This is a genomic window from Streptomyces sp. NPDC003691, from assembly GCF_053981115.1.
Genome location: NZ_JBSFNQ010000047.1, coordinates 32,979 through 48,861, shown reverse-complemented (window position 1 = coordinate 48,861; position 15,883 = coordinate 32,979). Strand labels below are relative to the sequence as shown.

The 15,883-nt window shown below is 73.7% G+C and carries 16 protein-coding genes; 5 read left to right on the top strand and 11 right to left on the bottom strand.

The window, feature by feature from the left end; all coding sequences use genetic code 11:
• The first annotated feature begins 33 nt into the window (after positions 1–33).
• Together ACWDR0_RS21985 and lnt are read left to right on the top strand one after the other, a co-directional pair.
• On the top strand, positions 34–477 hold the full coding sequence (locus ACWDR0_RS21985; RefSeq protein ID WP_456353418.1) for a nuclear transport factor 2 family protein: 444 nt from the start codon (positions 34–36) through the stop codon (positions 475–477).
• 116 nt (positions 478–593) lie between these two features.
• Positions 594–2,336, top strand: coding sequence for an apolipoprotein N-acyltransferase (gene lnt, locus ACWDR0_RS21980; RefSeq protein WP_456353417.1), 1,743 nt, complete (start codon positions 594–596; stop codon positions 2,334–2,336).
• Here lnt and ACWDR0_RS21975 read toward each other — a convergent pair.
• Positions 2,260–3,165 (bottom strand): Gfo/Idh/MocA family protein, encoded by a 906-nt coding sequence (locus ACWDR0_RS21975; protein WP_456353416.1) that lies wholly within the window; start codon positions 3,163–3,165, stop codon positions 2,260–2,262. The two genes, lnt and ACWDR0_RS21975, sit on opposite strands and share 77 nt — an antisense overlap.
• A 23-nt stretch (positions 3,166–3,188) precedes the next feature.
• A complete protein-coding gene (locus ACWDR0_RS21970) occupies positions 3,189–4,379 on the bottom strand; it encodes an FAD-dependent monooxygenase (RefSeq protein ID WP_456353415.1) in 1,191 nt (396 codons plus the stop codon).
• 133 nt (positions 4,380–4,512) lie between these two features.
• Between ACWDR0_RS21970 and ACWDR0_RS21965 the strand changes: the two genes are divergently transcribed.
• On the top strand, positions 4,513–5,172 hold the full coding sequence (locus ACWDR0_RS21965) for a TetR/AcrR family transcriptional regulator (RefSeq protein ID WP_456353414.1): 660 nt from the start codon (positions 4,513–4,515) through the stop codon (positions 5,170–5,172).
• Between the two features lie 73 nt (positions 5,173–5,245).
• Here ACWDR0_RS21965 and ACWDR0_RS21960 read toward each other — a convergent pair whose 3' ends face one another.
• Positions 5,246–7,459 (bottom strand): WD40 repeat domain-containing protein, encoded by a 2,214-nt coding sequence (locus ACWDR0_RS21960; protein ID WP_456353413.1) that lies wholly within the window; start codon positions 7,457–7,459, stop codon positions 5,246–5,248.
• Between the two features lie 123 nt (positions 7,460–7,582).
• Between ACWDR0_RS21960 and ACWDR0_RS21955 the strand changes: the two genes are divergently transcribed.
• Entirely contained in the window at positions 7,583–8,044 is a 462-nt protein-coding gene (locus tag ACWDR0_RS21955; protein WP_456353412.1) for a hypothetical protein, read from the top strand.
• Positions 8,045–8,075: 31 nt separating this feature from the next.
• On the opposite strand, the gene ACWDR0_RS21950 is transcribed toward ACWDR0_RS21955, so the two are convergent.
• The 7 genes from ACWDR0_RS21950 to ACWDR0_RS21920 all read right to left on the bottom strand — a co-directional run bounded on the left by ACWDR0_RS21950 (position 8,076) and on the right by ACWDR0_RS21920 (position 14,352).
• Positions 8,076–8,558 carry a hypothetical protein gene (locus ACWDR0_RS21950; RefSeq protein ID WP_456353411.1) on the bottom strand — a complete coding sequence of 161 codons (483 nt, stop codon included), beginning with the start codon at positions 8,556–8,558 and terminating at the stop codon, positions 8,076–8,078.
• Between the two features lie 217 nt (positions 8,559–8,775).
• Entirely contained in the window at positions 8,776–9,459 is a 684-nt protein-coding gene (gene ung, locus ACWDR0_RS21945; protein ID WP_456353410.1) for a uracil-DNA glycosylase, read from the bottom strand.
• A 108-nt stretch (positions 9,460–9,567) separates the two neighbouring features.
• Positions 9,568–11,145 (bottom strand): ABC transporter substrate-binding protein, encoded by a 1,578-nt coding sequence (locus tag ACWDR0_RS21940; RefSeq protein ID WP_456353409.1) that lies wholly within the window; start codon positions 11,143–11,145, stop codon positions 9,568–9,570.
• A 116-nt stretch (positions 11,146–11,261) separates the two neighbouring features.
• Positions 11,262–12,071, bottom strand: coding sequence for an SDR family oxidoreductase (locus tag ACWDR0_RS21935; RefSeq protein ID WP_456353408.1), 810 nt, complete (start codon positions 12,069–12,071; stop codon positions 11,262–11,264).
• A gap of 14 nt (positions 12,072–12,085) precedes the next feature.
• Positions 12,086–12,847, bottom strand: a complete 762-nt coding sequence (gene fabG / locus ACWDR0_RS21930) for a 3-oxoacyl-ACP reductase FabG (protein ID WP_456353407.1) — start codon at positions 12,845–12,847, stop codon at positions 12,086–12,088.
• A gap of 261 nt (positions 12,848–13,108) precedes the next feature.
• Positions 13,109–13,492, bottom strand: coding sequence for a DUF3037 domain-containing protein (locus ACWDR0_RS21925; protein ID WP_456353406.1), 384 nt, complete (start codon positions 13,490–13,492; stop codon positions 13,109–13,111).
• The gene (locus ACWDR0_RS21920) at positions 13,489–14,352 is read right to left on the bottom strand and encodes a HipA family kinase (RefSeq protein WP_456353405.1); all 864 of its coding nucleotides are present in this window, start codon (positions 14,350–14,352) and stop codon (positions 13,489–13,491) included. Before ACWDR0_RS21920 ends, ACWDR0_RS21925 begins: the two co-directional genes overlap by 4 nt.
• A gap of 168 nt (positions 14,353–14,520) precedes the next feature.
• On the opposite strand from ACWDR0_RS21920, the gene ACWDR0_RS21915 reads away from it, so the two are divergent.
• Entirely contained in the window at positions 14,521–14,802 is a 282-nt protein-coding gene (locus ACWDR0_RS21915; protein ID WP_456353404.1) for a hypothetical protein, read from the top strand.
• Between the two features lie 121 nt (positions 14,803–14,923).
• On the opposite strand, the gene ACWDR0_RS21910 is transcribed toward ACWDR0_RS21915, so the two are convergent.
• Positions 14,924–15,754 carry a class I SAM-dependent methyltransferase gene (locus ACWDR0_RS21910; protein WP_456353403.1) on the bottom strand — a complete coding sequence of 277 codons (831 nt, stop codon included), beginning with the start codon at positions 15,752–15,754 and terminating at the stop codon, positions 14,924–14,926.
• Between the last annotated feature and the right edge of the window lie 129 nt (positions 15,755–15,883).

Genomic DNA, 15,883 nt, shown 5'->3' with positions numbered 1-15,883 from the left:
GGCCCCGGCGGCAAGCTGCCGGAGACTGAGCCGATGACGCAGCGTGTGGATCTTTCGACCGTGATGGACCGGCTGGCCGTCGACGACCTGGTCACGGCGTACGCGGTGGCCGTGGACGACGGCGACTGGGCCGCCTACCGTGCCCTGTTCACCGGGGACGGCCGGGCCGACTACCGCTCGGCGGGCGGTGTCGAGGGCCCGGTGTCCGAGGTCGCCGACTGGCTGGCGGAGGCGATGGCCCCGTTCTCCGTACGGCAGCACCTGATCGTCAACCGCCGGGTGAGCATCGAGGATCTGGGCGGCTATCCGGGTGACCGGGCCGAGGTGCGGGCGGACTACGTCTCCCCGATGCGGCTGGGCCCGGAGAGCGACCTGGTGTGCGGCGGCCGGTACACGTTCACCCTTACCCGTACCGGTGCGGGCTGGCGGCTGAGCGGGGTGGTCGTGGCGGAGCGGTGGCGGCGCGGGCCGCTCTGAGCGGTCCGAACGCTCCGAGTCCGCCCGGGCCGCCGGGCAGGCGCCGCGCGGGGTCCCGGGCCAGACTGGGGGCACCCGGGCGCCGCCCGGTCCGGCGGTGGTGAGGAGGCTCCCGCATGCGGATTCCGGCCGGCCGCCGGCGTGCCGCCGGGGCACTCGTCGCGGGCGGGCTGCCGGTGTTCGCCTTCCCCGCGCCCTCCTGGTGGTGGTGGGCCTACGGAGCGCTGGTTCCGTGGCTGCTGCTGTTGCGGTCGGCGCCGGGCGGGCGCCGGGCCGCGTTCGAGGGCTGGCTCGGCGGTACGGGTTTCCTGCTGGCGGTGCACAGCTGGCTGGTCCCGAACCTGACCGTGTTCATCGTGCCGCTGGCAGCGCTGCTGGGGCTGTTGTGGGCGCCCTGGGGCGTACTGGTGCACCGGATGCTCGGCGGCCCGCCGCGCGCGACCGCCGGGGACCGGGACGGCGAGCCGCCCCCTGCCCCCGCGGCCGGGCCGCCGCCCGGGTCCGCCACCCCGGCCACCCCTCCGTCCCCCGCCGCGCGGCCCGCCGCCGCGCCGTCTCCCGTCCCGGCCCGCGGGTCCACTACCGGGCCCACTACCGGGCCGCCCGCCGGGCCGTCCGTGGCGCGGGCGGTGGCCGCCGTCGCCGTGATCCCGTCGGGCTGGCTGCTGATCGAACTGGTGCGCTCCTGGCAGTGGCTGGGCGGGCCCTGGGGGCTGCTGGGTGCCTCCCAGTGGCAGGTGCCGCCCGTGCTGCGGCTGGCGTCGGCCGGCGGCGTATGGCTGGTGAGCCTGCTGGTCGTGGCGGTGAACACGGCGGTCGTCGTACTGATCACCGTGCCCCGGGCCCGGCGGGCGACCGCCGCAGCCGTAACGCTCGGGGCCCTGGTCACCGCGGCCCTGGTGGCCTGGGCCCCGCGCCCGCACCCCGCGGGCCGGGCGCGGATCGCGGTGGTCCAGCCGGGGGTGATCGACGATGCCGCGGCGCGGCTCGCCCGGGAGGAAGGGCTCACCCGTGAACTGGCCGGGCGCCGGCCCGATCTGGTGGTGTGGGGCGAGAGCAGTGTCGGCGAGGACCTGTACGCGCACCCCGGAACGGTGGCCCGGCTGGCCGCGCTGTCCCGCGGGACCGGTGCCGATCTGCTGGTCAACACGGACGCCCGGCGTCCCGGCGCGGGCGGGATCCTGAAGAGCGCGGTGCTGGTGGGACCCGGCGGACTGACCGGGCAGCGGTACGACAAGATGCGGCTGGTGCCCTTCGGGGAGTACGTCCCCTTCCGCTCCCTGCTGGGCTGGGCGACCTCGGTGGGGCGGGCGGCCCGCACCGACCGGCTGCGGGGGACGCATCCGGTGGTGATGGTCCTCCCGCCCGGGACGGACGGGGCCGGGCGGCTGCGCGTCGGGCCGCTGATCTGCTTCGAGACGGCGTTCCCCGATATGAGCCGCACCCTGGTCCGGCGCGGCGCGCAGGTGCTCGCCGCCCAGTCGTCGACCTCGACGTTCCAGGACAGCTGGGCCCCGGCGCAGCACGCGTCGCTGGCCGCGCTGCGGGCGGCCGAGACCGGCAGGCCGGTGGTGCACGCGACGCTGACGGGCATCAGCGCCGCGTACGGCCCGGACGGCTCCCGGTCGGGCCCGTGGCTGCCCCGGAGCAGCAGTACGGCCGTCGTCTACGAGGTTCCCCTGGCGACGGGCACGACGCCGTTCGTCCGGTACGGCGACTGGGCGGTGTACGCGGCAGCCGGGGTCCTCGCCGTGGCGGCGGGCGCGGCGGGTGCCCGGCGGTTCAGCCGTTCTGTTCGAGGGCCCGGAGGACCACGTGTTCGCACAGTTCGTGGGTCCGCAGGGCGTCCCCGGCGCTGAGCACCTTGCCCGCGCGGACCGCGTCGAGGAAGCCCAGGACCGCCTGCTCCAGTCCGCGCTGGCGGGCGACGGGCACCCAGTCGCCGCGGCGCCGCACGCTGGGCTGCCCCTTGTGGTCGATCACCTCGGCGAGATTGCGGACCTCGCGCTTGGTGTCCTGGCCGGCGACCTCCAGGATCTCCTCGGTGGAGCCGCTCAGATGGTTCATGGTGCCGATGGCGGTGAAGCCGTCGCCGGAGAGCTGGAGGACGACATGGTGCAGCAGCCCGTCCACCAGCCGGGCCCGGACATCGGTGTGGGTGACGGTGCCGGGGACCAGGAAGCGCAGGGTGTCGACGACGTGAATGAAGTCGTCGAAGACGAAGGTGCGCGGGTCCTCGGGGAGGCCGACGCGGTTCTTCTGCATCAGGATCAGCTCGCGCGGGTGCTCCAGGCACTGGGCGTAGCCGGGCGCGAGCCGGCGGTTGAAGCCGACGGTGAGGGAGGTGCCGCGGGCCTCGGCCAGCTCCACCAGCCGCCGGGACTCGCCGAGTTCGTACGCCAGCGGCTTGTCGACGTAGGTGGGGACCCCGGCCTCCAGCAGGGCGGTGACGATCTCCGGGTGGGCCGCGGTCGGGGCGTGGACGAACGCCGCGTCGAGGCCCGCGGCAAGGAGGGAGCCGAGGTCGCCGTGGCGGGCCCGGTCCGGGACGCGGTAGATGTCGCCGACCCGGGCGAGGGTGTCGGGGCTGCGGGTCGACAGGTGCAGTTCGACGCCCGGCAGAGCGCCCAGCACCGGAAGGTACGCCTTCTGCGCGATATCGCCGAGCCCGATGCAGCCGACCTTCACTGAGCCTCCTGGTGCCGTCGTGGTCAGCCCCGTTCCGGGGCTGGTTCAGCATACGTGCGGCCCGGCGGGTGCCAGTCGGCGATGCCGTCGAAGGCCCGTACGGCGGCTCCGGGGCCGAGCAGGGCGGTCAGGGCCATCGCGCCGTCCCGGAGGGCGACGGCCGGGCGCGCGGCGACGGAGTGCAGGCGGAACACCCGGGCCGCGCGGCGGACGATACGGGTCGTGCGGGGCAGCCGGTCGGCGGTGTACGCGGGGAGCCCGGTGCCCGGGTCGCCGGCCGCGCAGTGGTGGGCGAGGACGACGGCGTCCTCCACGGCCTGGTTGCCGCCCTGTCCGAGGGAGGGCGCCATGGCGTGGGCCGCGTCGCCGAGGAGGACGGTGCGGCCGCGGTGGAAGGCGGGCAGCGGGTCGGTCATCTGGTGCACGTCGTGGCGGAGGACGTCCTCCGGGCGGGCGGCGGCGATGAGCCGCGGGACCGGGTCGTGCCAGTCGCCGTACTGCCGGAGCAGATGGGCCCGTTCGTCGCCCGAGCGCTGCCCCTCGGGGGCCACGGCCGCCGCGTAGGCGTAGGCCCGCCCGTCCTTGAGGAGATGGCTGCCCCAGATCCGGCCGGGGCCCCAGGTCTCGTGGGGGTGGAAGCCGTCGACGCCGGAGACGACGAGGCGCCAGGTGGTGAGGCCGGAGTAGCGGGGGCCCGGATGGTCCGGGAAGAGGGCCCGGCGGACGGCGGAGTGGATACCGTCGGCGCCGACGACGAGTTCGGCCTCCAGCTCGCCGTCGGGGGCGGCGACGCGGGCGGGGTGTCCGGCAGCCGCTCCGGGGTCGGTGAGCCGGGCCGGGCTGCCGGTGCGGACGGTTCCGTCCGGGAGGCGGCTCAGCAGCCGGTCGATCAGGGTGGCGCGGTGCAGCAGCACCACCGGTCCGCCGAAGCGGGCGGCCAGGGCTTCGCTGTTCATCCGGGTGAGCCAGCGTCCGCGCGGGTTGCGCAGTCCGCCGTCGCCCTGCCAGGCGGCGAGGGCGCGGATCTCGTCGCCCAGGCCGACGGTGTCGAGGGCGCGCTGGGCGTTGGGGGCGAGGGCGATACCGGCGCCGACCGGTTCCAGGGCGGGCGCCCGCTCCAGGACGGTGACCTTCATACCGTTCCGGTGGAGGGCGACGGCCGCGGTCAGCCCGCCGATTCCGCCGCCGATCACGACGGCACGCTGTTTCGTCATGGGACCTCCTCGTCGGCCCTCCGCCTCGGCGGAAGGGGTACGGGCGTCGCTGTCGCACCACAGGCTCAACTACACCTGTAGTGGACCGTGCCGACGCTACTACAGATGTAGTGCGGACGGTAGGCTGGTTCCCATGACCCGACCGCTCACCGCCCGACCGGCAGGGCCCGGACCTGCGGAGACCCCCGCGGCGACCCGAGCCGTACTGATCGCGGACACCGCCCTGCGGCTGCTGGCCGAGCGCGGGATGCGGGGGCTCACCCACCGGGCCGTGGACGAGCTGGCGGGACTCCCCCAGGGCTCCACCTCCAACGGCGCCCGCACCCGGCTCGCCCTGCTGGAACTGGCCGTACGACGGCTGGCGGAGCGGGAGGCAGCGGTCCTCGGGATGTCCGGGCTCCCCGGTCCCGGCGGTGGGCTCCCGGCGTTCACCGATGCCCTGGCACACGCCCTGCACCGCCATCTGACCCGGCACCGCCCGCTGGTGGTGGCCCGCTACGAGATCGCGCTGGAGGCCACCCGGCGCCCGGAACTGCGCGCCGTCTACGACGCGGCGGGGGCCAGGATGCGCGACCCGTTGATCGCCCTGATGGCCGCGGCCGGGTCCCCGGCGCCGGAACGCCACGCGCTCTCGCTGATCGCCTGGGCGGACGGACTCATGTTCACCTGCGCGGCGGGCTCGTATCACGATGCGATCCCGGGCCTCCAGGACCTCCGCACCGGCTTCGCGGAGCTGCTGTACGGCATGCTCTCCCCCCGGGACCCGGCGCCGGAGGCACCGGCCGGCCCCTGACGGCCGGGCCCTCACCACCCGGGTGGCCGTGCGGTGGCCCCCGGCATACCGGCAGGCGGGGGGCGGGCAACGGTCAGCAGTAAGTCAGCACCGCCACATCCGAGCCGAATCCCACCACCAACTGCCCCTCCGACGTGACGGCCACACTGTTCACCTGCGCGGGAAACAGCAGCTCCGGTGCGGTTTGCCGACCGGTGAGGGGATCCCGTACCCGCACGCTTCCGTCGTCACTGCCGCTGACGAAAACCGGACGGCCGTCCACCACTCCCGTCGCCACCGTTGTCACCCAGCCTGTGTGGCCGGTCAGGGGTTCGCCGATGGGCCGGCGGGTGGTCAGGTCCCATACCCGTAGCGTCTTGTCGCTGCTGCCGGTGGCGGCGAGGGGGCGGCCGTCCACCACCGCGGTCGCCACCGCGCGCACCGTGTCGGTGTGGCCGACGAGCGGGTCACCCCGCTCCCGGCCGTCGTCGGGGTTCCACAGATGCACGCTCGTGTCGTCACCCCCGGTGAGAACAAGGGGGCGGCCGTCCACCACCGCGGTCGCGAGCGTCTCGATATCGCCGCGGATGTGGTCGGTGGAGAAGTACTCGCCCGCGGGACGGCAGGCAGCCGGGTCCCACACCCGGACGCTTCGGAAATCGCTGCCGACGACGACAACCCGACGGCCGTCCAGCACTGCCGTCGCCACCGCCAGGACCGGGCCGTTGTGGCCGGCGAAGGGTTCGCCGACGGGCTGTCCGCCGGCCAGGTCCCAGACCCGTACCGCCCCGTCCCAGCCACCGGTGACCGCAACCGGACGACCGTCCACCACTGCCGTCGCCACCGCCGACACCAGGCCGTCGTGACCGGCGAGAGGCTCGCCGACGGACTGTCCGCCGACCAGGTCCCAGACCCGTACCGCCCCGTCCCAGCCGCCCGTGACCGCAACCGGACGACCGTCCACCACCGCCGTCGCCACCGCCGACACCAGGCCGTCATGACCGGCGAGAGGCTCGCCGACCTGCTCGGCGGCAGCCGTGCCCCAGAGGCGTATCACCCCCTCGTCGTGGCTCGTGAGGACGTGGAGGTGTCCGTCGATCGCGACGGCAACCACCTCCCGCAGGCCGTCACCCCAGCCGGTGAGGGGCGGGCCGGCCTGTTCACCGGTGACGAGATCCCACACCCGTACCGTCCAGTCGTTTCCGGTACCGGTCCTCCCGACGACGGCGACCGGGCACCCGCCGGCATCCGCCGTCGCCGGCGTTCGCACCTCGTCCTCATGAGCCCACAGGGGTTCACCGATCTCCCGCCGCGTGGCCAGGTCCCACACCCGCACCACGCCGTCGCCTTCGGTCAGGACATGAGGACGGCCCTCGACATCCGCCGTTGCCACCGGCCGGCTCTCCCCACCGGCCGGAAGGGGTTCACCGACCTGCCGGCCTGTGAACAGGTCCCATATCCGCGTCACTCCGTCTTCACCGCCGCCGGTGACGGCAACGGGACGCCCGTCGACCACCGCCGCCGCCACCGTATCCGCGCAGTCGCCCACAAAAACTTCGCTCACCTGCTCACCTGTGGTCAGATCCCACACCCGCACCTCGTCACCGCCCTTGCCGACGATGTGCGGGCGGTCGTCGATCACCAGAGCTGCCACCCCACGTACAGCGCAGGTGTGACCCGTGAGGGGTTCGCCGACCGGTCGGCCGGCAGCCAGATCCCAGATGCGTACCGTGGTGTCGTCGCTGCCGGTGACGGCGTGGGCGCGACCGTCGATCTCTGCCGTCACCACCGCCTTCACCCGGCCGGTGTGTCCGGTGAGCGGTTCACCGACGGGCCGACCGCCGATCAGGTCCCACACCCGCACCGTCCCGTCCGCACCTCCGGCAACGGCGACGGGCCGCCCGTCGACCACCGCCGCGGCCAGCCCCTGCACCTCTCCATGGGTGGTGAGCACATTCCGGAGCCGGGGGTCGAGCCGGGAGCCGGTGGCCCACTCCACTCGCCACCGCGGAGCGGATTCTCCGGCTACCGGCACCGATGCGATCCGCGCCGCCAGGTCCGGGGCGCCGTAACGGGCCGCGTCCAGCGCCAGCAGCTGCCGCCGTGCTCCCGCACCGGCGTCGCGGTGCAGATGCACCGATGTCCGGTATACGGCAGCCGCCCGCAACTCCTCCCGCCCGGCGGCCCCGTCGAGTGCCGCCAGAACTTTTGCCGGGTCGCCGTTCACCAGCCACCCCGGGTCGGCCAACCGCCCGCTCTTCGCCATGGCCTCGCGGGCCGGACCGGCGCTTCGGAGATCATCAGACATGACCGGCACACTAACCATCGCCACTCGTCGCCCGTCGCCCGTCGCCCGTCGCCCGTCACTCGTACGGAGCAACGTGCGCGCGTACGGCGCCGAACGCGCCCCCGGGCCCAGCAGAGTGGCTGCGTGCCGCGAACGACGAACGCCACCACCGCCCTGACCGCGCTGGCGCTCTGCGCCGTTCTCGGTCTCACGGCCACGGGCTGTGTGACCGTGGCGCCGCACCGCACCCCGGAGGCCGTGCCCCCGGCGCCCGCCCCCGCGCCGCCGCCCGCGGTGGTCCATCCGCAGATCGTCCGGCAGCCGGCGCTGGAGTCGCTGGACCGCCCGCCCGGCCCGGCGCCCTCCGCGAGCGCGTCCCGGAGCGCGCGCCCGGCGGCTCCCCCGCCGCGGACGGAGCACCGGCGGCCGCCCGCCGCAGTCCGGGAGGGCACCCGGCAGCGCGCGGAGCGGCCCCGGAACCGGCCCGTGGCACCCGCGCTGCCGCCGGGAGCCGTCCCCGATGTCTGCGGACTGGCCGAGGCGTACGGCGGCTGGAGCCGGAACAGCGCCCAGGCCAGGATCTGCCGCAACGCCGCCCGCCGCTGAGAAGCGGCGCCGGTCGCCCCGTCCGCAGGGGTCAGAGCCCGCCGGGCTGCTCGTCGAGCCGCCGCGCCAGTTCTTCGATGCCGGTACGGATCCGGCGCATATGGCTGTCGTCCCCGGCGAGGCCGTCGAGGGCACGGCGGGCCCGGCCGAGATGGAGCCGGGCCGGTTCCGGGCGGTGCAGCCGCAGATAGCCCGCGGCGAGATCGAGATGGAGCGAGGGGTAGAGCGCGCGGAGCGCCCGCGCGGCTCCGGGCGCCGCCCGGCCGTCCAGTGCCGTATCGGCGGCCGCCAGGGCCCGCAGATCCCAGGCGAGGGCGTCGCCCGGGTCGTCGTGGGTGTCCGCGAGATAGCGGGCGAGCGTACAGCGGTGGAGGGCTTCGCCGCCCGCGCCGAGTTCGGACCAGAGGGCCGAGAAGCGGTTCCGCGCCTCCTCCCGGTCGCCGCCGTGCAGCAGCATGGCGGCCTGTCCGATCCGGGTCGTCAGGGCGTCGTCGAAAGCCTGTTGCTGGGTCACCGCGGCCTCCCGCGTCCGTGCGGCGCCGGGGCGGCGGCCCCGGCGATGGCGCTGATTCCGCCGGGAGCGACGGTAACCGCACGGCGCGGAAATCCGCGTCAGGCCGGGCCCGGCGGCCCGGCCCGCCACCGGCGACGGTCGTGCGGGACCCCGGCCGGGGTTCCGCACGACGGGCGGCCGACCGGTCGGCCAACCAGCCGGTCAGCCGGTCAGCCGGTCAGCCGAGGTTGGGGATCCGCCAGTCGATGGGCTCGTGGCCCTGTGCCGCGACCGCCGCGTTGATCTGCGTGAACGGATGCGAACCGAAGAACTTCTTCGCCGACAGCGGCGAGGGGTGCGCCCCCTTGACCACGACGTGGCGCTCCTCGTCGATCAGCGGGAGCTTCTTCTGCGCATAGGCCCCCCAGAGGACGAAGACCGCCGGGTCGGGCCGCTCGGCCACCGCGCGGATCACCGCGTCCGTCACCTTCTCCCAGCCCTTGCCCTTGTGGGAGTTGGCTTCCCCGGACCGGACCGTGAGCACCGCGTTGAGCAGCAGCACTCCCTGCTCGGCCCAGGGCATCAGATAGCCGTTGTCCGGGACGGGCAGGCCCAGCTCCGCCGCCATCTCCTTGTAGATGTTCCGCAGGGACGGCGGGATCTTCACCCCCGGCCGCACCGAGAAGCAGAGACCGTGGCCCTGTCCCTCGCCGTGGTAGGGGTCCTGGCCGAGGACGAGGACCTTGACCTTGTCGAACGGGGTGGCCTCCAGGGCGGCGAAGACCTCCTCGCGCGGCGGAAAGACCGGCCCCCGGGCCCGCTCCTCCTCGACGAACTCGGTCAGCTCCTTGAAGTAGGGCTTCTGCAGCTCGTCGCCGAGAACGCCGCGCCAGGACTCGGGCAGCAGGTCGGTGTCGGACACGTCAAGAACCTCCGGAATGTGTTGCGTTACCGGACACAGAACCTACCGGGGACCACTGACAACGGGGCCGCCCGTCCGGAAATCAGCGGCTCCGGGCGGCCCGGGGCGTCACCACTTGCCCTTGCGGAACAGCTCCCAGAGCTGCATCACCGTCTGCGGGTCGAGGGCCCGCTCGGCACCGCCGATCTCCTCCGTGGTGGCGACATAGAGCTTGCCCTGCCAGAGCGGCAGCAGCCGGACGTCGGCGGCGATGATCTCCTGCGCCACGGCGAACTGGCGGGCGACCGCGCCCCGGTCGACCTCGCGCCGCGACTCCGGCAGCAGCGTCCCGGTGATCCTGGGGCTCAAGTACGGGGTGTTCAGGGCGTTCCGCTCGCCGACGAAGGGGGCGATGAAGTTGTCCGGGTCGGGGAAGTCGGGGAACCAGCCGCGTCCGAAGACGGGGTACTGCCCGGCGGCGTACCCCTTCTGGAACTCGGCCCACGGCTTGCCGCGCACGGTCACCCGGAACAGCCCGGAGGCTTCGAGCTGCCGCTTGATCTCGGTGAACTCCGCCTCCGTCTCGGCGCCGTAGCGGTCGGTGGTGTACCAGAGTTCCAGCTCGACGGGCTCGTCGATGTCCGCGTTCTTCAGGATCTTGCGGGCCTTCTCCTTGTCCGGCTCGCCGTAGACGTCGAAGAACTCCGTGGTGTGCCCGGCGATCCCCTTGGGCACCATCGAGTAGAGCGGCTCCGCGGTACCCCGGTAGACCGTGTGGACGAGCTTGCCGCGGTCGATGAGCTGGGCTATCGCCCGGCGTACGGCGGGCTTCCCGGCCACCGGGTCGTCGCCGTTGAAGACCAGGTAGCGGATGTCCGCGCCGACCGACTCCACCAGTCTGAGGCTCTTGTGCCGGGGCAGTCCCTGCTGGAGTACGGAGACCTCCGCCGCGGAGAGTCCGCGGTAGGTCACGTCGATCTTCCGGTCCTCCAGCGCCTTGACCATCGTGGCCGAGTCCTTGAAGTACCGGATGGTCACCGAATCGTTCCTGCGCTGGGCGAACCCCTTGTACGAGCCGTTCCGGCCCAGCTCGGCCCGGTCCCCCTTGGCGTACTTCTTGAGGACGTACGGGCCCGAGCCGGTGAGCTTCCCGTCGTCGCGCAGCTTGTCCGCGGGGTACTCGCCCGGCGGCACCAGCGAGAGGGCGGGCGTGGCCAGGATGAACGGGAACGTGGCGTCGGAGGACTTGAGCCGGAAGGTCACCTTCCGGCTGCCGCTGATGTCCACCGAGGCCAGGGAGCCCAGCAGCGCCTGCGGACCGGTCTTCGCGTTGATCTTCCGGATCCGGTCGACGGTGTGCTTGACGGCCTCGGCGTCCAGCTTCTCCCCGTTGGAGAAGGTCATGTCCTTGCGCAGCTCGCAGGTGTAGACCCTGTTGGCCGTATCGGCGAACTTGCAGTTCGCGGCGTCGGGCTGGGGCGTCGTGCTCCCGGTCGGAAAGCTCAGCAGAGTCTGGAAGACGTTCCGGTAGAGCTCCCAGGAGCCGTCGTACGCGGCGGCGGGGTCGAGAGTCGACGGCTCGCTGACCGTCCCGACGGTGACCTTCCCCTTCCCGTCCGCCTCGGCGTCGGAGAACAGCCCGCATCCCGCCAGCAGGGAGATGGACGCCAGGGCCCCCGCGCCTCGCAGAGAGTTCCGGTAGAACACGTGCGCACGCTCCTCTTTCGGCCGGGATCGGCAGACCCTACCGCAGTGCCCCACCGGGTCGGCTCGGGATCCCGGCAGGGCACTTGATCGGTCGGCGCCGCGCGGCGCGGCGTACCTCAATGCACTCCGGCTGTGAGGAAGATACCTCCGTCGACCACGAGCGTCTGCCCTGTGATCCAGTCCGATTGCGAAGATGTGAGAAAAGCTGCCGCGCCGCCGATGTCCCCGGGCACTCCGAGCCGGCCCAGCGGGTAGGCCGCGGCCGCCTCGGCCTCACGGCCTTCGTACAGCGCCCGGGCGAACCGGGTCCGCACGACGGCCGGGGCGATGGCGTTCACCCGGACCCCGGGGGCGAACTCGTGGGCCAGCTGGAGGGTCAGATTGACCATGGCCGCCTTGCTCATCCCGTAGGCGCCGACGAAGGGCGAGGGGGCCAGCCCGGCGACGGAGGCGATATTGACGATCGCGCCGCCGTGCTCGCGCTGCCAGGCGTGCCAGGTCCGCTGCGCGAAGCCGAGGGCGGAGAGCACATTGGTCTCGTAGACCTTGCGCACGACCTCCAGGTCGAGATCGGCGAGCGGTCCGTAGACCGGGTTGGTGCCCGCGTTGTTGACCAGGAAGTCGATCCGGCCGAACACCTCCATGGTGCGGTCGACGGCGGCCGCCCGGTGCCGCTCGTCATGGGCCCGGCCGGGCACGGCGATCACCCGGCCGGGGCCGAGCCGCTCCACCGCCTCCCGGAGCGCCTCCTCGCCCCGGCCGGTGATGCAGACCCGGTCGCCACGGGCCACCAGCGCCTCGGCGACCGCGTACCCGATGCCCCGGCTGGCGCCGGTGACCAGGGCGACCCGTCCGCTGTCGGCCGCCGGCGGGTCCGCCGCGCCGCTCCCCTGCGTGTTCCCGTTCTCGTTCCCGTTCGCCACCATGTGCCGGTCTCCCGTCAGTCGAGCGGTCCGCCGGCCACGTACAGCACCTGACCGGAGACGAATCCGGCGTCGTCGGCGGCGAAGAAGGCGATGGCACCGGCGACGTCCTCGGGGCGGCCGACGCGCTGCACCGGGATCTGACTCGCCGCGGCCGCCTGGAAGTCCTCGAAGCCCATACCGACCCGGGCGGCGGTCTGCGCGGTCATCTCGGTCGCGATGAACCCGGGGGCGACCGCGTTCGCGGTGATGCCGAACTTGCCCAGCTCCTTGGCGAGGGTCTTGGTGAACCCCTGGAGCCCCGCCTTCACGGCCGAGTAGTTGGCCTGGCCCCGGTTGCCGAGCGCCGAGGAGGAGGAGAGCGAGACGATCCGCCCGAACCCGGCGTCCACCATGTGCTTCTGGCAGGCGCGCGCCATCAGGAACGCGCCCTTCAGATGCACGTTCATTACCGTGTCCCAGTCGGACTCGGACATTTTGAAGAGCAGATTGTCCCGCAGGACACCCGCGTTGTTGACGAGTACGACCGGCGGGCCCAGCTCCGCGGCGATCCGGCCGACGGCGGCCTCCACCCGGGCGGCGTCGGAGACGTCGCAGCCGACGGCGAGCGCCCGGCCGCCCGCCGCGACGATCTTCTCCACGGTCTCCTCGCACGCCGCTTCGTCGAGGTCCAGTACGGCGACGGCGCGGCCGTCGGCCGCCAGCCTGACCGCGGTGGCGGCGCCGATGCCGCGTGCGGCCCCGGTCACGACGGCGACGCGCTGCTCGGTGGTGGACATGCTGCTTCTCCTCGCCCTGGATGACGCCCGCCCGGGCGCCCCGGGGCCGGTCCCGTCCCGTTCCGGACGGGGTCCGTTCCGCCTCCGGGGCGTACGACGCCCGCGTGAGCGACCGCTTAGTACCTTTGCGCAGACGTGACGCTAGAAGCAGCGGCACCCGGTGTCAACGGCCCACCGGGTGCGCCGGGGCGGGCCCGTCGGCCGTCCGGCCGATCGTCCGGGCCCCGGGGCCGACGGCCGGCGGGCTGGGGGCCGGCGGGCTCACCGCACCAGCAGCTCCAGCAGGCGGGCGAGTTCGGCCTCCGGGTCGGCGGTCAGCCCGGTGTGGACCGGACCGGGCTGGACGACCGTGGACCGGGGCGCCACCAGCCAGCGGAAGCGGCGGCCCGGATCGTCCCCGGCGGCCTGCCCGGCGCCGTCACCGCCGCCGCAGACCCCCTCGACCGCGTGCAGGGCGGCCCGGACGCCCGTCGCGTCGGCGTCCGGGGCGAGCGCCTTCAGCTTCACCTCGTCCAGATGGGTGAGCGCGCCGACGAACGACCGGGCCCGGCAGTAGAGCACGACGCCCGCGTTGAAGCACTCCCCGCGCTCGACCCGCGGGATCACCCGCAGCAGCGCGTACTCGAAGACGACCCGCTCGCTCATGCGCCCGCGCCTTCCGTGCCGGTACCCGCCGGGCGCTCACCGCGGCCGGTGACCGGGAGCCGTCCGACCAGCCAGCCGGGCGCCTGGGAGGGCCGGGGCTTCGAAGGTGCGTTCAAGGTGATCCGTTCGTGAATGCCGGCCGCTCGCGACAGCAGGGCGGCCGTGTAGGCGGCGCGTACCTCGTCGGTGGTGGCGAATCCGGGCTCGTCGACCAGCCATTCGTCGGGCACCTCGGCCACGATCCCGGCCAGCAGTTCCTCCGTGACGAGGGGGGCGAGTTCGGCGGCGGCCGCCGCGATGTCCGGCCGGAAGGGCGCGAGGGCGTGGTCGGACGCGTCGTACGGCTTGGCCGCGGAGGCGGCTGCGCCCGGCCAGTTGTGGTGCCAGATCATGGTCGCGCCGTGGTCGATGAGCCAGAGGTCGCCGTGCCAGACCAGCATGTTGGGGTTGCGCCAGGAACGGTCGACATTGTTGATCAGGGCGTCGAACCAGACGACCCGCCCGGCCTCGGCCGGCCCGACCTCGTAGGCGAGCGGGTCGAACCCGAGGGAACCCGGCAGATAGTCCATGCCCAGATTGAGCCCGCCGCTGGCCTTCAGCAGCTCCTGCACCTCCTGGTCGGGCTCGCCGAGCCCGATGACGGGATCGAGCTGCACGGTGACCAGCTCGGGAATCCGCAGCCCCAGCCGCCGCGCGAGCTGCCCGCAGATCACCTCCGCGACGAGCGTCTTGCGCCCCTGCCCGGCGCCGGTGAACTTCACCACGTACGTACCGAGATCATCGGCCTCGACGATCCCGGGGAGCGAGCCGCCTTCTCGCAGGGGGGTGACATAGCGGGTCGCTGTGACTTCGGTCAGCATTTCCCCAGGCTATACGGCACGGCTCCGGGCGAATCCGCAGCGCGGGTGGCACCGTACGGCCGGACCGGTCCCACCGGGCGGCTCCGGAGAGCCGCGCGAGGAGGCGACGGCACCCGGCCGCGCGGTGCGGGCTCACGGGCCACAACGGGGGGCGGCACACTGGAGCGCATGCGATACGAGACGAGATCCGAGAGAGCCGGGATCAAGGCCGTGAGGGCACTGATCTCGCTTGCCCTTCTCATCTCCTCACCCGTGCTGCTCCTGGCAGGAGCGCCCATCCGCCGCCGGTACCTCCGCCATATCTACCGCGATGAGGCCCCGCAGATTCTCGACAAGGAGCGGGGCCGGGTCAGCGCCCACTACTTCGTCGCCTTCCATCCGCTGCTCGACGGGCTCTGCCGGCCCACGGAGGCACTTGTCCGCCTCGCCGGAGGCCGGGGCCGGCAGTAACGCCGGCCTGGACGGAACTCCTCGCCGCCGGACTCCGGAAGCAATCAGCAGGGGCGGTAGTCGACACGTCGCCTTGCCGATTCGACGGCGCCACGCCCTCCCCCGGCCCGCCGGGCCTGGCTCAGCGCGCCGCCGTGACCAGGTAGTAGTCGAGGAGCCCGCGCTCGTAGGCGCGGAGGAAGTTGCGGGGCCAGGTGCCCTCGGCCCACCAGTGGGAGAGCCAGCGGTCCCAGCCCGGCCAGACGTGGGTGCCGATCGGTTCGGTGCGTACACCGGTGAGGCCGGCGGCCGTGAAGGCGTCCGCGAGGGCCGCCACCGGGCGGGCGAGGTCGAGACCGCCGGCGTACGTCTCCAGCAGCTCGGCCAGTTCGGCCGGGGCAGTCGGGGCGTCGTCCACGGTGAAGAAGCTGGCCACGGCGGCGCGGCCGCCGGGACGGAGCACCCGGGCCGTCTCCGCCGCGAAGGCGGTGAGGTCCGGGAAGTGCTGGGCGGCCTCGACGCTGATGACGACGTCGTACGTGCCGTCCCCGGCCGGGATCCGCTCGGCTGCTCCCTCGGCGAACCGGAGCCGGTCCGGTTCCCGGGCGAGCAGGTCCGCTTGCGCGGTGCGGGCCCGCCGCAGCTGCTCGGGGTGGATGTCCAGACCGGTGACCGCGGCGGGCCCGTACTCCGCCAGGACCAGGGCACATCCCTGGCCGAGTCCGCAGCCCACTTCCAGCAGGCGGTCCCGGGCCGACGGCCGGGCGGCGTCCAGGACATGCCGGTAGAGGTCCTGCTGGCTGCGGATCCGCTCCGTCTCGGTCAGCGGCCGGGCAAGGTCGACCGCCTTCCAGTAGCCGAAGTTGATGAAACCCCCGCCGAAGATCGGCTCCGCGCCCAGATCGGCCGGTCCGTACGTCTCGCGTACGGCGGGGTTCATCGGGGGGCACGCCCCGGAAAGACCGTCCGCCACTTCCGCCTCCTCGTCGCCGCACCTCCCATCATGCCCGGATCCGGCGGCCCTATCCGGGCGGAACACAGGAGCCCCGGGTGGCGGGCCGGTCGCGGCACGCCGGGGGTGACGGACCGGGGGTGACGGACC

Excerpts from the sequence above, each read along its gene's own strand:
- fabG (WP_456353407.1), bottom strand. The coding sequence starts at position 12,847 with ATGTCCACCACCGAGCAGCGCGTCGCCGTCGTGACCGGGGCCGCACGC.
- ACWDR0_RS21985 (WP_456353418.1), top strand. The coding sequence starts at position 34 with ATGACGCAGCGTGTGGATCTTTCGACCGTGATGGACCGGCTGGCCGTC.
- ACWDR0_RS21920 (WP_456353405.1), bottom strand. The coding sequence starts at position 14,352 with ATGCTGACCGAAGTCACAGCGACCCGCTATGTCACCCCCCTGCGAGAA.
- ACWDR0_RS21925 (WP_456353406.1), bottom strand. The coding sequence starts at position 13,492 with ATGAGCGAGCGGGTCGTCTTCGAGTACGCGCTGCTGCGGGTGATCCCG.
- ACWDR0_RS21960 (WP_456353413.1), bottom strand. The coding sequence starts at position 7,459 with ATGTCTGATGATCTCCGAAGCGCCGGTCCGGCCCGCGAGGCCATGGCG.
- ACWDR0_RS21935 (WP_456353408.1), bottom strand. The coding sequence starts at position 12,071 with ATGGTGGCGAACGGGAACGAGAACGGGAACACGCAGGGGAGCGGCGCG.
- lnt (WP_456353417.1), top strand. The coding sequence starts at position 594 with ATGCGGATTCCGGCCGGCCGCCGGCGTGCCGCCGGGGCACTCGTCGCG.
- ACWDR0_RS21965 (WP_456353414.1), top strand. The coding sequence starts at position 4,513 with ATGACCCGACCGCTCACCGCCCGACCGGCAGGGCCCGGACCTGCGGAG.
- ACWDR0_RS21915 (WP_456353404.1), top strand. The coding sequence starts at position 14,521 with ATGCGATACGAGACGAGATCCGAGAGAGCCGGGATCAAGGCCGTGAGG.
- ACWDR0_RS21970 (WP_456353415.1), bottom strand. The coding sequence starts at position 4,379 with ATGACGAAACAGCGTGCCGTCGTGATCGGCGGCGGAATCGGCGGGCTG.